This is a genomic window from Pseudoalteromonas sp. DL-6, from assembly GCF_004328665.1.
Classification (GTDB): Bacteria; Pseudomonadota; Gammaproteobacteria; order Enterobacterales; family Alteromonadaceae; genus Pseudoalteromonas.
Genome location: NZ_CP019771.1, coordinates 588,603 through 603,850, shown reverse-complemented (window position 1 = coordinate 603,850; position 15,248 = coordinate 588,603). Strand labels below are relative to the sequence as shown.

General features: G+C 40.3%; 11 protein-coding genes. 5 read left to right on the top strand and 6 right to left on the bottom strand.

Annotated features, from left to right (window positions below; all coding sequences use genetic code 11):
- Nucleotides 1-34 precede the first annotated feature (34 nt).
- Nucleotides 35-1,240: an anhydro-N-acetylmuramic acid kinase gene (locus B1F84_RS17670; protein ID WP_008464962.1), complete on the top strand. Its 1,206-nt coding sequence runs from the start codon at nt 35-37 to the stop codon at nt 1,238-1,240.
- 36 nt (nt 1,241-1,276) lie between these two features.
- On the opposite strand, the gene B1F84_RS17665 is transcribed toward B1F84_RS17670, so the two are convergent.
- Nucleotides 1,277-1,762 carry a hypothetical protein gene (locus B1F84_RS17665; RefSeq protein ID WP_008114385.1) on the bottom strand — a complete coding sequence of 162 codons (486 nt, stop codon included), beginning with the start codon at nt 1,760-1,762 and terminating at the stop codon, nt 1,277-1,279.
- Between the two features lie 508 nt (nt 1,763-2,270).
- On the opposite strand from B1F84_RS17665, the gene B1F84_RS17660 reads away from it, so the two are divergent.
- Nucleotides 2,271-4,448 (top strand): EAL domain-containing protein, encoded by a 2,178-nt coding sequence (locus tag B1F84_RS17660; RefSeq protein WP_008464963.1) that lies wholly within the window; start codon nt 2,271-2,273, stop codon nt 4,446-4,448.
- 1 nt (nt 4,449) lies between these two features.
- On the opposite strand, the gene B1F84_RS17655 is transcribed toward B1F84_RS17660, so the two are convergent.
- The 4 genes from B1F84_RS17655 to B1F84_RS17640 are packed head-to-tail and all read right to left on the bottom strand — an operon-like array spanning nt 4,450 to nt 10,257.
- Complete coding sequence (locus B1F84_RS17655) at nt 4,450-5,457, bottom strand: L-threonylcarbamoyladenylate synthase (protein ID WP_131692266.1); 1,008 nt, start codon at nt 5,455-5,457, stop codon at nt 4,450-4,452.
- Between the two features lie 8 nt (nt 5,458-5,465).
- Nucleotides 5,466-6,263: a DUF6671 family protein gene (locus B1F84_RS17650; RefSeq protein WP_131692265.1), complete on the bottom strand. Its 798-nt coding sequence runs from the start codon at nt 6,261-6,263 to the stop codon at nt 5,466-5,468.
- Nucleotides 6,263-8,692 (bottom strand): DUF2309 domain-containing protein, encoded by a 2,430-nt coding sequence (locus B1F84_RS17645; RefSeq protein WP_131692264.1) that lies wholly within the window; start codon nt 8,690-8,692, stop codon nt 6,263-6,265. Before B1F84_RS17645 ends, B1F84_RS17650 begins: the two co-directional genes overlap by 1 nt.
- Nucleotides 8,689-10,257, bottom strand: coding sequence for an NADH-quinone oxidoreductase subunit L (locus B1F84_RS17640; protein WP_131692263.1), 1,569 nt, complete (start codon nt 10,255-10,257; stop codon nt 8,689-8,691). The genes B1F84_RS17645 and B1F84_RS17640 overlap by 4 nt, the downstream gene beginning before the upstream one ends.
- A 96-nt stretch (nt 10,258-10,353) precedes the next feature.
- On the opposite strand from B1F84_RS17640, the gene B1F84_RS17635 reads away from it, so the two are divergent.
- The 3 genes from B1F84_RS17635 to B1F84_RS17625 all read left to right on the top strand — a co-directional run bounded on the left by B1F84_RS17635 (nt 10,354) and on the right by B1F84_RS17625 (nt 13,811).
- Nucleotides 10,354-11,232, top strand: coding sequence for a LysR family transcriptional regulator (locus tag B1F84_RS17635; protein ID WP_076918790.1), 879 nt, complete (start codon nt 10,354-10,356; stop codon nt 11,230-11,232).
- Nucleotides 11,233-11,335: 103 nt separating this feature from the next.
- The gene (locus tag B1F84_RS17630; protein ID WP_131692262.1) at nt 11,336-13,291 is read left to right on the top strand and encodes a hypothetical protein; all 1,956 of its coding nucleotides are present in this window, start codon (nt 11,336-11,338) and stop codon (nt 13,289-13,291) included.
- A 61-nt stretch (nt 13,292-13,352) separates the two neighbouring features.
- The gene (locus B1F84_RS17625) at nt 13,353-13,811 is read left to right on the top strand and encodes a thioredoxin family protein (RefSeq protein WP_131692261.1); all 459 of its coding nucleotides are present in this window, start codon (nt 13,353-13,355) and stop codon (nt 13,809-13,811) included.
- Nucleotides 13,812-13,851: 40 nt separating this feature from the next.
- On the opposite strand, the gene B1F84_RS17620 is transcribed toward B1F84_RS17625, so the two are convergent.
- Nucleotides 13,852-15,162 carry a DASH family cryptochrome gene (locus B1F84_RS17620; RefSeq protein WP_131692260.1) on the bottom strand — a complete coding sequence of 437 codons (1,311 nt, stop codon included), beginning with the start codon at nt 15,160-15,162 and terminating at the stop codon, nt 13,852-13,854.
- Nucleotides 15,163-15,248 lie beyond the last annotated feature (86 nt).

Below are 15,248 nucleotides of genomic sequence, written 5' to 3'. Positions count from 1 at the left end.
TTAAAATGTAAAAAAACACCCAGACAGAGTCTCTATGCATCCTCATATCGAAGCCCTTTATAATAGCGCTAAAAAGCCCAGCCGTTTAATTATTGGATTAATGAGTGGCACCTCTTTGGATGGTTTAGATGTAGCGCTATGTAAAATAACCGGTGCAGGTTTGCATACACAAATAGAGGTGTTAAATTTTACTACGGTTGAGTATAACGACGAATATAAAACTAAAATAAAGCAGGTATTTGCTAAGCGCGAATGCGATTTAGAAGTGCTGACTTTATTACATCCTTGGGTGGGCAAACTCCATGGCGAGATGGTTAATCAGTGTTTAATTGCATGGGGAATTGATCCTGCGAGTATTGATGCCATTGCAAGCCACGGGCAAACTATTTATCACTGTCCGCAGTCGCAGCATAACCATCATGACTTTAAACATGGCACCTTGCAAATAGGTGATAGTGACCAAATAGCCGTTACTACAGGCATTACCACTGTTGGCGATTTTAGGCAAAAGCATATTGCCGCTGGTGGAGAAGGTGCGCCGCTGGCCGTGTATGGCGATTATTTATTTTTTGCCAGCCCTGACGAAAACCGCATTTTATTAAACATGGGTGGCATTGCTAATTTAACGTTTTTACCTAAAAGCGGTGATGCTAGTAGCGTGTTTAGTAGCGACATAGGCCCAGGTAACACCATTATGGATGCCTACGTACAGTATTACTTTAAAGGAATGCATTATGATGAGGGCGCAAAGCTTGCCAAAGCAGGCAAGGTAAATGTAATACTGCTAAAATCGCTCAGCGATAATGCGTTTTTTAAATTACCACTGCCAAAAACAACAGGACCTGAGGTGTTTAATTTAGCCTTATTACGTGCAGCCCAAGCCCAAACCGCAACCCAAGATTTAAGCCATGAAGATGTGTTGGCGACATTAAATGCGCTTTCTGCGACTACGATTGCTAGGGCGTTAAATGACTGTGCTAAAGGGGTTCAAAACTGTGTGGTATATGCCAGTGGTGGAGGTATTCATAATCCATTATTGATGGAGCAATTACTAATACACTGCCTAAATATTAAGGCGTTTAAGAATACTGATGATTTGGGTGTTCACCCTGATGCCAAAGAGGCGGTGCTGTTTGCTATTTTGGCAAACGAATGTTTAGCAGGGCAGCGACAAAGTGCTAAAAATAAAAGAGGTGGAATTTTAGATATTACTATGGGTAAAGTGAGCTTTGCTGATTAACTAATTAAAGCTTAATGGTAAAATTTATAACAAGAGCTAAAAAAGTGAGATTAAAGCTGTTCCCATACTGGCGAGGTACTGACGAACGCGGTGCGGCTTTGGTGGGGTAATCGAAGTTACTGGTATAGTATATCCACTACCAAATTGGTTAATATGCATATCGAACTGCAAACTATTCTTTAACGTGCCGTGTTTACCGTGCAAAATCATTTGCATTACAAAACCACGACTATGCGCTATTTGGTTCAACCTAAGCGTGACCCGTCCCTGTTCTAAATCAAATTGATTGAGCTTTTTTTCTGTGTAGTACTGAGCTGCTCGTGCATTTGGTAAAGTTGCGCTCAGCGAAATAATATCACCTTCATGGGCCGCTTCAGGCAAAACGCATTGCAAAGCAATTTGATGCTGGCTATTAGCATGCAATGACAGCGTTTCAAATTCCATGCTGTGGCTTAATGCCGCAGACATTGGATCTTCAAATGACGGTAGTGCAAAGGTTAATTGCACCATAGATTCGCTCATGAGGGTCTTATAAAGCTTTGTTGACTAATAATGCAGCTATTATCGCTGATGATTATTGCAAAATTATGACTAAACTAAAGCGCTTGATGCAAGGGTTAATTTGACTTGCAGTTTATAACTAAAGCTATTGTTTTAAATCAATATTATATTTAATAAATAAACTATAATAGTCGCTCAATAACCTCTGCGATAAACGTAAATACAGTTTACCGGGTTCAAATGTATACGAGCCTTGTCTTAACAATAAAATAAAACACTTACCAACTTTATTGTTAATTTATTTTATTTTTAATGTTAAATAATGGGCTTTTTTTTATGTGTTTTTCTCAACTTTGCAATAAAACAGCTTGAAAAAAAACCAAGCTAGCCATAAAGTGCATTTAAGGGCCCAAATACATAACACACTACCAAACGGGTTGTGAGAAATTAGATGGCACTAATAAAAAATAATTTATGGAAACTCTTTTGTTTTTTGCTATTGGGCGGTCTAGTCCTATTAAGCGTTTTGTTGGCTTATGAATGGCGAAATATCGAAAAAGAATACCGCACAAGCTCCCAAAACCGTGTCGAATTTTCTGCGCAAGCACTTAAAAGCACCCTTAGAAATAAAGAACTTATGCTGGATTTAATTGGCAGAGACATCCTTTCAAACAATAACTTAACCGAAAAAACATCAACAATTAAACTTCTAGACAATATTTTACTAGAGAATCCTGTGTTATTAGGCTTTGGACTGTTTAATCCCCAAGGGGAAATTATTTACTACAGCTCAAATTTAAATGCCTCAACAATGATTAATCTGAAAGAAAATGAAAAAACCCGCCAAAGTTTTTCACAAACCCTTAGCTCAGACAAAATGGTGTTAGGGCAAACTTATTTTAATCTATCGTTACAAGAATGGGTTATTCCAATAAGGAAGTCATTACGAGACAAAAGTGGCACTGTGATTGCTGTAATGACTGCAGGGATGGCGGTATCAAGAGGCGCTAAATACCTCAATATTTTGCAAAGTAATAGTGACGATTACATAATGCTAGCAAGAGAAATTGATGGTTTTATTCAATACAGTTCCGTAAAAGATGCAGATATAGCTAGCTATACAAAAACCAAAATTAAGCAGGCATTAGGGTTATCTGATAATGCTTTGATAAAGCAAACAGGCAAGGATAAAGAAATATTTAAATCCTCAGAAGAGGTGTTTAGTATTGATACACATGTAGGTGGTAAGCCTTATTTAACATCTGCAAAATTTGATAATCGCTATCAATTATGGACACTCTCAAATCGGGCAATGCAGCCAATAAAAAACGTCTTTTATTGGAAGGTATGCTGGTACTTTTTAATCTACTTACTGATTTGTACGGTGTTATATTTTGGTTTTAGGTTTATTGCTCGTGCTGAGCAAAAACGAGTTGATGAACTGTTTTACCTTTCTCGGAACGACGATTTAACAAAGTTACCCAATCGAAAAGCACTGCGTGATAGCTTTGAAGCAAAAAAAGAGACATCTTTTAGTCTAGCAATCATAAACATTACCAATTTACGCTCAATGAATAATCGCTTTGGTATGGAGTATGGCGATAAGGCAATTAAAGCCTATGCCGCAATGTTGCAAGCTACATTCGCAGTTCCATACCTAGTTTTTAGAAACAGTGGTAATGAGTTTTGCATTATTACACCGCATTTATCGGATGAGCAAAATAGGCACGCTTTTGAACAAATATTAGCATCTTCTATTGAACAATATGAAACCAAAAATACCGAACGTCCTTTAAATATGAGTGTCGGTGTGGCCAACTACCCAGAGCATGGCATAACCAAAAGTAAGCTGGTCCGCAGTGCGCATTTGGCTAATCAATGGGCAAAAGATACAGGGCAATGGCTGTGCCATTACCATGCAGATATAAAACAAGCTTATTTGCGCCGTTTAAAAGTAGAAGAGCGATTAAATGTAGCGCTAAGTGAACAATCATTCTCTATGGTCTATCAGTGCCAAGTGAATGAACAGGGAAAAATCCATGCTATGGAAGCACTTATTCGTTGGCATGACGGTGAATTGGGTATGGTTTCACCTGCCGAGTTTATTGCTATTGCAGAACAAAGTGATTTAATATTTAAAATAGGTGACTTTGTTTTAGCGCGTTCTATTAGTGAATTTGCAAAGATGCAACAACACAGCGATACCCCTCTTGAATTAGCAATCAACATTTCAGTGATGCAATTTCAAAGCAGTGCTTTTATTCCGACATTATTGCAAAGCATAGAAACCCATAATGTTGCCCCGCAAAGTATAATCTTAGAAATTACAGAGTCACTGTTTATGGATAACCTTGAGCATGTGATTGATACGATAAATAGCTTAAAATCTAGAGGGATACGCTTCTCGATGGATGATTTTGGTACAGGTTATTCATCACTGAGTTTATTAAGGCGCTTACCCATAGATGAACTGAAAATAGATAAAAGCTTTGTAGATGATATTTTAATAGACCCTAAGTCTAACAGTATGGTGCAAAGTATTATCGCCATTGCCAACAGCCATAACTTAAGTGTTATCGCTGAAGGCGTGGAAGAACAGGCACAGTTTGATATGTTAGTGGATATTGGCTGTAAACGCTTTCAGGGGTATTACTTTTATAAACCAGTGGCAGCAGCAACGGTTATTGAATACCTAACGGTTAATTAACTTATCCTACAAATACTGTGGTGGCGCGACTAAGTCGGTCATTCACTGCAGCCCACTCACTGCCTACTGGCGGTTTTTCGATATAAATATTCAATGGTGTTTTCTCATCAATAAGATGCAGTGCTTTATACATATTTTTAGCGTATTCAATAGGGCAACTACTTAGCTTAGTAATACGTTCGGATGGAATGTCGCTCGCTAATAATTGCTGTTGCACTTGAGTCGAATAGATTAAATAGTGACTTTTACCCTGAGAGTTTTCACTTAAAATTTTAGCGAAATCTTCAGTATTAGCCAACATGGCTGGTGCATGAGGCTGATAATGCGCTTTTACATTACCCGGTACCACTTCGTTATGTGAATGTGGCGTGCTGACATGCAGTCCAGTTTTTTGCAAAATATCAGCTGCTGAAATTGGCCCTGGGCGTAATATGCGTAACTGCTGTGAGCTTGCATCTACAATGGTCGATTCAATACCTACATTACATTCACCTCCTTGTAATACCGCACTAATTCGACCATTCAAATCGCGTATTACATGAGCTGCACTGATTGGGCTCAATTGCTTATAGCGATTAGCCGAGGGAGCTGCAAGACCGGTGTTTAATTGCTTTAGTACCGCTAAAAACTCAGGATGCGCAGGCACGCGAAGTCCAATGGTTGGCAAACCACCGGTTACCGGGCTGTTTAAATTATCTTTAGCATTTAAAATTAGGGTGAGTGGGCCAGGCCAAAATGCATCAGCAAGCGTGATGGCCGCTTTATTTACATTTTTTGCCCAATTGTGTAGATGGGACTGATTGGGAATATGCACAATGAGCGGGTGATTTGTTGGACGTCCTTTCGCTGCAAATATTTTCGCTACAGCATCACTATTAGTCGCATCTGCGGCTAAGCCATAAACGGTTTCTGTGGGTAAAGCGACGCATTCGCCAGCTTTTAATAATGCAACGGCTTGGTTAATACGCTCTTCAGTATTTAATAATTGAGTCGGTTGTATTGATGTCATAATAACTCTTAAGGATTACAAAACTGGCAATATGTTGCATCAGCAACGTGTTTTTCATTCGCTTCAATATGGTTATAGCCGCAGCAATCACACAAAGAGGTTGTTGATTTTACTTGTTGTGTGGGCATGTTACACAGCTCACAAGGCAAGCCTTTGGTGAGCTGTTTAGCAACAAAGTTAGCACTCTGGCATTGTGGGCATTTTGATGCCAACCGTCTTGCTAAGTCCTCGGCAGCGCGGCGAATAATAGCTTGGCGTTGCCCACTATACATGGCTCTTAAATCCGGCGTGATTATGCCGGCTTTGGGCGATTTTTCTGTAAATAAAGCAACCAAGCTTTCAAAGCTTAGCCCTTTATAAAGTGTTTGAGTGTCATCAAGTATCCAGTGTTGCTCTTTATAGCGCTGGCATGCAGTCGTGATTGATTCAACGTTAGTCTCGCTGTTAATGGTTAAGCTGCTGGGTGAAAAAGGCCCGCCAGCGTGTCCATAAATAGCAGTATTAGTGCGCTTATCGTAAAAACAAATTACTTCTTCATCCCAGTTCATTAACCCCGGGTGTGGGCCACCTCCAAAGCTGCCTTCACTACCAAGCCCATATTGCTCGCCAGTGAGTTCACACGCTTGTTGAGCTTTTATTAGTGCCGCTGTTTGGGCACTGCAATCACGCTGCACTTCATTAGTAAACATCCCAAGCGTATCGGTATCAAATAGACTGGTTGTTACCACATTATAGCCAAGTGGCTTCAATGCGGGGGCGATCAAAGGTGCCTTTTTATGTTTAGTGGCAATGACGGCTTTTAACATTAATTATATCTGCTTGTAGAGAGGGCAATTGCAGTGAAGTGTCCATTTTCAAAGCGCTCTAGCGTATTGTCATCGCCCCAACGAATGAGTGTTAGCCAATGGTTATCAATTAGTTCCTTCACCATCGTATGCTTGTTATAAATTGCTGAGATTACTGCTTGCGGCGCAGCAATATATACATTGAGGCGAATAGGTTCGTGCATCCATTTATCGCCATTGTGTAGCGATTGCATAGCTAAGCCAATGCGCAGGTCGCCGCCATTACCTTCAAATAAGCCTATGTTACCGCCCACCGCATTATGAAGTATTTTATTACCACTGCCGTATTTGTGATTGTCGTTAACTGAGGCATTGTATTGGCTATTGATCCAATGGGTGACTATCATAGGCGCGGTCATAATAAGCTCTAATATTGCAAAGTCGTTATCGCTTTCCCAGTCATAATCGTGTAAAAAACAGCGCCCCTGTAAGTTAATACTTCGCGTCCATGAGCGCGGCGCGACAATAAAGGCGGCATTATTTGCAAGTCCCCATTCAGGGCGCACCTGCGACCAATCGCGGGCGCGTTGATGATAAGCGTGATTAATTTCATCCGCTGATTTATCAATCAGCTTTGGCTCTATATTAACTAAGCGTTCGCGCTGAGCTGTTTGTGTTGCCACACTGAGCCATTTTTTTAGATTATCATCCAGTTGAGCATCATAGGTGGTGATCACATCTGTGGTTGTATTATGAATGGCTGCAATAAACTGGGTGTTTTCTGACAGTGTGTGTCCCCGAGTTTTAAGCGCTTGACGTACTTGATCATCGTTAAGTAGGCTTGCGAGCACTCGCACATTCACTTCACCACTTTGTCCGCCACAGGCGCCGCAATCTAGGCCAGCACTGTGTAAGTTATTTGTTGTATGGCTAGCATGACCCACTAACATTACCTGTGGTGCCAACGCTTTTATACCTAGAGTTGTAAGCACTTTTTGGGCTAAATCGGTTTTGTCTTTTAGGGTAAGTTGCTGCTGGTTTTGTGTTAATTGCCAGTCAGTCGGAGTGCACTTTTTAGCATCGCCTTTAGATAAAAAGGTATTTTTTATTAATTTAAATGCATACAGCCAGCCTGCTGACTCAACCATAGAAAACGATGAAGGGGCCGATTTTGACCAGCTTTGCCATGTGGCACTATTTTGGCGTGATGCTTCAAGTGTCGCGTCTTTGTGAGTTTGCGTGGCATGTATAGCCGGTTTAAGTAGCCCAGGGAGCTGTGGGCGAGTAATAGCACTGCCATTTTCTTGATATTCCAGCGGTAAACCAAAAAAACCGGCAAAGCCAAACGTTTCAATATGTTGACTTTGAGACTCTAGCGCACGGCGAATCACTTCCGAGCGAACATCAATACAAAACACTGCTTGTAATTGAGCGTTTGTCACGGGGGCTTTTGTTGCGGTTTGCAGAGCCTCATTAAGCGGATATTGAAAGCTGAGTTCCATTGCTTTTGCCCACACCCATAATGGTTTTTGTGCTAGTTTATGTGCATGTAAGCGCTCAACGACAAGCGCTTTTTCTTGTTGCCACTGACTTTGTAGTTGTTTAAATGTAGCACTATCGTGATTGGCTAGGTACTGCCAAATCACTAAGTCCCATGCCATGCGCATGGCTAGAAGTTGCTTCATCTCATCTGTTGGGGTGTCGTAAAGCTGACCTTGAAAACGTAAATACGCAAGCCACGATGCCCAACCGTTAATATCTAAGAGCAATGAGTGCGCGTATAACTCTAACGAGTCATTATCTATGTTAAGCGTTTTAAGAGTCAGTGCAATTAGTTCATCAGCGGATGTGGGTAATTGCTTAAAATAGCCATTTAAATGCCGTTCATCCATAACAATGCTAATGCCTTTATCAGCTTGAATAACAGTAAGCCAATGGCGATATAATTCAGATGGGGCTTGAGTATCATTACGATGCAGCATAGGACCGAGTTGTTGATAATGCGCAGCACAAAACTGACTTAACTGATGAGTAATTTCATCATGCCAAGCCATTTTATGCTTATTACGTTGCTGGTCCAGTAAATCAGCAATGTTGTGCCAGTCTACTAATGGCACATCAACTCTAAGCGCTTGTAATAGTTGCTCTTTATTAAAGTCACTATTAAGTAGCGTTGCGGCATCGGCTAAGTGTTTGTCGGTAATCATGCCAGCATTATATTTTTGTAGATAAAAATCCTTAGACATCAGCATGTTGGCATTACATAAGGTATCCAGTCGTGCGCTTACATCTTCAATTGGCATATGGCGCATTTCCCAAAATGGGTTTACTGCAATCATCTGATCTAGCGGCCAGTTTGGTGCTATGTAACCGCATACTTTATTAAGTAGGTTGTTTTGACTGTCACTTAGCGAGAGTGCAGTGTTATTTGAAGGCGTTAGGCTGCTCATTTTGATTCCTCAATAGTGATCCCAGCGGCATGATTTTTTAAATCAGTGTGGCCATTATTAGGCAAATTTATCGGCCATATTTTTAGTGTTAGTCGTGTAAACCACTCATCTAAATACAAGCCTGCAAATAATAAAGTAGACAGTGATTTAACCTGAGGGCGCCAAGATTGATAGCGCAAACAGTAGCTTGCTATCATTAAGGTTAAAATAAGGGCTATTACCCAACTGTCGGCTAAGCTAAATGCAGGTTCACGCCACTGCTCAAGGGGAAGTGCAAACGCAAAGATATTTTTAGCTGCCACATAGCTAAAGACCACCAATAGTGCAATTAACAGTTTTTTACTACGTGTTTTTGCAGTAGCCGTACCATGCTGATTAGCAAGCAAAATGGTTAATGCTGATGCTAAAAGCAACCAAATACTTACCGCTCCCTGATAAGAGCTAATAACCCATGCTGCGCCAACTATTATTATTGAAATTAACGCACCTGTTAACCAAGCAAAGCATGTGGGTGATTGTTTTGGAATATGGCGGCGGATAAGATCTTCATTTACGCCATTACCTGAGTTTAAAAATGCGAAAGCTTTATAAGTCGAATGGGTAACAAGGTGAAGCAGAGCCAGTTCAAATAACCCCAGCGCACACTCTACCAGCATCAACCCCATTTGCGCACTAGTAGACCAAGCAAGCCGAACTTTAACGCTTATTCGGGTGGTCATTATTAATGCGCTGATCACTGTAGTTAAGCCAGCAACAATTAAAATTAACCATTGTGCTGCGCTAGCTTGAATAAACAAAGGCGCAAATAAAATTAATAAAAAGCCTCCTAAATTAATGACTCCGGCATGTAATAAAGCGCTCACTGGTGTGGGTACTTCAACCACTTTAATTAGCCAGCCGTGTATTGGGAGTTGAGCGCATTTTATTAAAGCCGCAAAGGCAATTAAAAAAGCGGCGACTTGCTCTGCAAAAGACAATGGTTGTGTGGTGGTGTGATAAAAGGCGGTTATATCACTTATGTACAGACTATTGTGAGTGAACCACAAAATACCAAATGCAATTAGTAATAAGGATTCGGCAACACGTGCCACAATAAATTTTTTATGGGCGGCGAGTACCGCTCGTGGACGCTCAGGGTAAAACATTAGAAGTTTATGTAGTGCTAAACTTATCGCCACCCAACCTAGCCAAAATAGCGCTAAGTGGTTGCTCATAACCACAACTAATACGGCTGTGATGGTTAGTAATAGCCATCGCCAAAAGTAGTTTACGCGTGGCTCACCTTGCATATAGTGCTTACAAAAGCGAATCAATATCAGCGTGATAAATAATATAAGCCCCAGCATAATAATTCGGGTCATGGTCAGCGATAAGAAACTGAGTAAATCAAAAGCATAAATTTGATGAAGCGTAATGGTTGTTATAAATGCAAGGCTATTAAATATCATTACTTTAAACAGTACATGACCATTTGAAGCGCGCGATCGTTGGCCAATTAACCATGCTGCTATAAATGTGCTTAAAGGCATTATTAGCAGTAACAACGAAATAATATACTCACTCATTTAGTGCTCCTTATTTAGTGAGCAAAGTATGGCAAACTAGATAACTAAATAAAAATAGATATAATGCATATAAACGTTCTATAAAAGAGAACAATAATGAGCCGTTTAAATTATCATCACTTATATTATTTTTGGTCTGTTGCTCGCATTGGTAACTTAACCCAAGCAGCGAAAGAGCTGCATTTGTCTCAGTCAGCGCTCTCTACGCAAATAAAACAATTAGAGCACACCATTAATATTGAGTTATTTGAACGAAAAGGCCGCACACTCGCATTAACCGATATGGGAAAGCGGGTGCAAATGTACGCCAATGATATATTTACTAAAGGTGAGGAGTTATCTTCTTTTATTCATAAAGGAGTGATTTCGCAAACCCAGCATTTATCAATCGGAGTGCTTAATACACTCTCTCGAAACTTTATCGAAGAGTTTATAAATCCCTTAATGAGCAATGACGAAGTACGATTCTCTCTGACTGCAGGGCGTATGGATGGGCTGTTAAATGGCTTGGCAGAACATGAATTGGATTTAGTTTTAACCAATAAACCCATCGGGCTTGAGCACTACGATCAGCTTTGGCAAAGTCAGTTGGTATCTCGTCAGCCATTAGCTATAGTTGGCCCCGCTGATAAAAAAATACGTGGCCAATTTCCAGCAGGTTACACGGATGCACAATGGGTGTTACCCGCTAAAACCTCAGCTATCAGAGACTCATTTAATGCTTTGTGTGCTCGTTGGCAGTATCAGCCAAAAATAAAAGCGGAGGCTGATGATATGGCTATGCTGCGATTACTTGCTCGTGATAGTGGTGCACTATCGGTGTTACCATCAGTTGTAGTAAAAGATGAAATAGAACAAGGAATACTGGTTGAGTATCAGCGTTTACCCGATGCGTTTGAGCATTTTTATGCCATTACCGCGCAGCGCAAGTTTGTACCAGACATATTAAAGTCACTGCTTGCCAAAACCTGCTAATTACTTTTAAGGTATTTTTTTGTGTCTGTTGAATTATTAACCTTAAAGTTCTGTGCTAAATGGCCGATACAATAAGTCATTGTACTGAAGATTAAGGATAATCATGGTTAATAAACTACAAGGCAATTATGCTAACTTAAATGCGTTGCTTGCCCAATCGGTCAATAATTCAAACCAAACCACTGTGCCCACAGGCTTGCAATCGCGTGCTCACTTAGCGCCAAGTTCGGCAACAATCACTGATGAAATGCTCAGTCAGTTTAGTGACCAACAAGTCGATGAAATACTTAATCAGCAATTATCCTCGTTACTCACGATTTCCAGCACACCCAGTGGCTCAAATTATAAGCTCTCTAGTGAAGAGGTTGCACTACGTACGGTAATAAGCTCTCAGCAAGAGGGCTTATTAAAAAACGAACGCAGTGATCAGTTAATTGAGCGCTTAAATTCTTCGGTAAAAAATATCCAAGGTGCTTATGCCAACACTAGCGATATTTTATCAAACTTGGGGCAACTGGGATTTAATCAAAAAACATTTTTAGCATCTAGCCAACAGCGTGTTGAACGCTCACTTAACCCTTTCATGGAAAGCTTTAATCGCGAGCGATTTGAAGACGATGATAACTATGGATTTGAGCTTTCGGTAAAAACCAAAGAGGGTGATGTTATTAAAATCACCTTTCATTCTGCACAAGGTTACGATGAAGAAAGCGGCGAAACCACTGACGAATTTAGTGTAAGTTATGAAGTGGATGGCGACTTATCAGAGTCTGAACACCAAGCATTAACGCAAGTACTTTCTGGTGTTGGCGAAATGGCGGATGAATTTTTTAAGGCTAAACAAAGCGCTTACAGTCGTTACGTACCCGCAAACCAAGCTGATTTAGATTTAAGTTTTCTGAGCAATTTTGATAATAAAGAACTTTCGGGTTTTGATTTGTATTTTTCAACGTCAGAGGGAAATACAGCCGATGCTGATGGAGCGCTCCTTGGAACAGATAATGAGCTTAATTTAAGTTATACCCTTGATGAGGATTCTGAGCAGCAAATACTGGAGTTTGAATCGGTAAACGGACAAAACAATATTGATTTTTCGCTTGATATGTCAACCATTGGCGCTCAAGACAAAAGCCAAATGCAACAATACATAAAAGCGCTCGATAAAAGCTTAGAAGATAGCCTGCTCAATAGCTCTGAGAAAAGTACACGCTCTGCGTTTGGCCACAAAAGTGACGAAGTGATGAGACAAGGGCTGGCTGTATTTAAAAGTGCGTTTAGTAGTATGTCATCAGCCGCTGAACGCTATAGTGAAATTGAGTCGGTTGCTACAAAGCAGTTTACTAATGGACGCGAGCTTGTCGCTAATTTAGTTGACAATATGATCACCAAAGATCCACGCTACCAAGGGCTAGGAAGCAGTGATAAAAATTCCTTAGGCGATGGGATTTCTAAGTTAGCTGATTTTGATGCAAAATTCTCTTTTGCAATGGATCAGGGAGATTACATAGCAACAAGCACCACAAAGCTGAGTCAAAATACAGAACACCAAAAATCAGCAGGGTTAACTGGGGTCACTCAAGATAAAACGGCGAGCACGCGTTTTAATTATGAAGAAGGTAACCGCTCAGACATCCCCCCTGATTATTATGATAAACAAGAAAATTACACTATTGGTACCGCTGTAAAAAATAACGAATTGGTTGCCCTTGATCAGGCTCATGAGGTGGATGTAGATAAAAAAGTGTATCAGTTTAATCCCGAAATATCTCAATACGAGCTAAAAAAAGAATTGAAAGAAACCACCACCAGTGAGAGTAATATTCGCCTTATTAACGATATTTGGCTTGAGAAAAATGAAGATAGTCATAGTATGGATGAAAGAAAACGACTCAGTGGTGTGGGGGCGACAAACGAGTTTAGAACAACATCGAGTTATTCACATACGCAATTAGTGACGTTAATCGGTGACTTAGATAAATTAGAACAAAACAAAGAAGCCAAACGTGAGTATTTAGCTGTTTTATCTCAGGTGAATAATTTTATGGACAAAAGTAAGTAAATGTATTCACTTAAATTCGATTATGGGTATAGTAGCTAAAATGCTTTTTAAGTATAAGATTATGTTTAAACAATTAATTTTACTTTTAATGTTGAGTTTACCACTGGCATTGAATGCAACGCTCAAACCACACTCGGACGCTATTACTGCTAAGCGTTTATTAAGCGAACACGATAAATTTGCTAAGCAATACCAAACATTTCCACCCACACCGCAAGACGTTGCATTGATGCAAAAACTAGCAGGTAAAGAGGTGTTAGTGCTTTTAGGTACGTGGTGTCATGACAGTGCCCGTGAAGTACCTCGATTAATAAAGTTACTCGATGAGTCTAAGGTTAAACTTTCGAAAATAACCTTTGTTACAGTCGGTTATGATAAACGTGATGAGGCAGGTATTGCTCTAGCGCATGACTTACAATATACCCCCACTTTTATTGTTAAGCATAACGGGGTTGAAGTTAACCGCGTAGTAGAAAAACCCAGCGGCACTCTCGCCCAAGATTTAACCTTGGGCTTATAACGAGAGTCAGCTAGCCAGTATTATGTTCGAGGTTTTATTATTACACTGGCCAATCAGCGGCGTCTAAGTCATCTAATTGAGCATCGCAGTGCTCATTTCCCTGCCACTTGGCAATGTATTCACCGTGCGGATCATATTGCTGGGTTTGTTTTTGCAAATTAAAGTGACGTCCGCCGCGCGGATCTACACCAACTCCAGCAATATATTGCCAATTACCCCAATTCGACGCCACATCGTAATCGATTAACTGTTGCTCAAAGTAAGCCGCACCATAGCGCCAGTCTAGTTGTAGTTCGTTTACTAAACAGCTAGCAACGATTTGTCTTGAGCGATTGCTAATAAAGCCAGTTGCGTTAAGCTCTTTCATAATGGCATTAACTAACGGGTAAGGTGTACTGCCTTGGCACCATTTAGCAAAACGATTCGGGCTAAACGTGGTGAGTGGCGAGCTTTGTTTCTTACCTTTAAAGGTAAATAACTGATGCTTAACATTAATTGCATGCCACTTAAAATACTCACGCCAGAGCAATTCAAACTTGATCCAGTAAGTTGACTCGTTTGCTCCATGCTGCGCTTCATAAGCATCTACTGCACAAAAAATTTGCTTGGCACTAATACAACCAAAAGCCAGCCAGCTACTAAATTTTGTAGAGTTATCAAAGCCATCTAACTCATTACGAGTGATTTTATAGCTACTCGGTAGTGGGGATGAAAAATAGTTGAGGCAGTGCTCAAGCGCAGCCTGATGCCCACCAAGTAATTGTGTATTCCCTGTTGCTGGCTTTTCTATCGGTTGTTTTGCGCAAAGTATAATAGGTGGAGGCAATCTTGCTGCTGAAAATGTATGTGTGGTTAAACTAATCTCTGCCGCTTCAATTTTTTTTCTAAAAGGAGTAAAGCCGGTTGGTAAATTAGCTAGTTCAAAGGGCAGTTGCTGTTGTTGATATAAGGTATCTTGCATCACAGATTTAAATACCAAAGTAGTGCATTTTGACTTAAGAGCACTCATTTGGCGCTGTTCATATAGACCTATTTGCTGGCTATATACAACTTCGTCAATGCTAAGCTCATTAATACGCTGTGTTAATACCTCAAGTGGATCGCCTTCAATAATATGTAAAGTTTGGCCAAGCCCTAAAACAGACTCCTGTAGCTCATATAGGCTTTGCATTAAAAAGCGTTGTTTGTGGACACCATAGGGTTTTTGTTGATAGTTATTGTTTTTAAACCAAGCAGGGTTAATCACAAAGACCAGGTCCAACTCACATTGTTGTTGTGATAAATCATTGAGTATGGGGTTGTCGTCAATGCGCAAATCATTTTGCAGCCAATACAGAATACGTTTTTTCATACTTATGCTCTGGTTTTTAAAATCATTTATTTTACGAAGCAAAAGCGAGCAGGGATTAGTTTTGAGGTGTTTAATAGGGCTTTAAA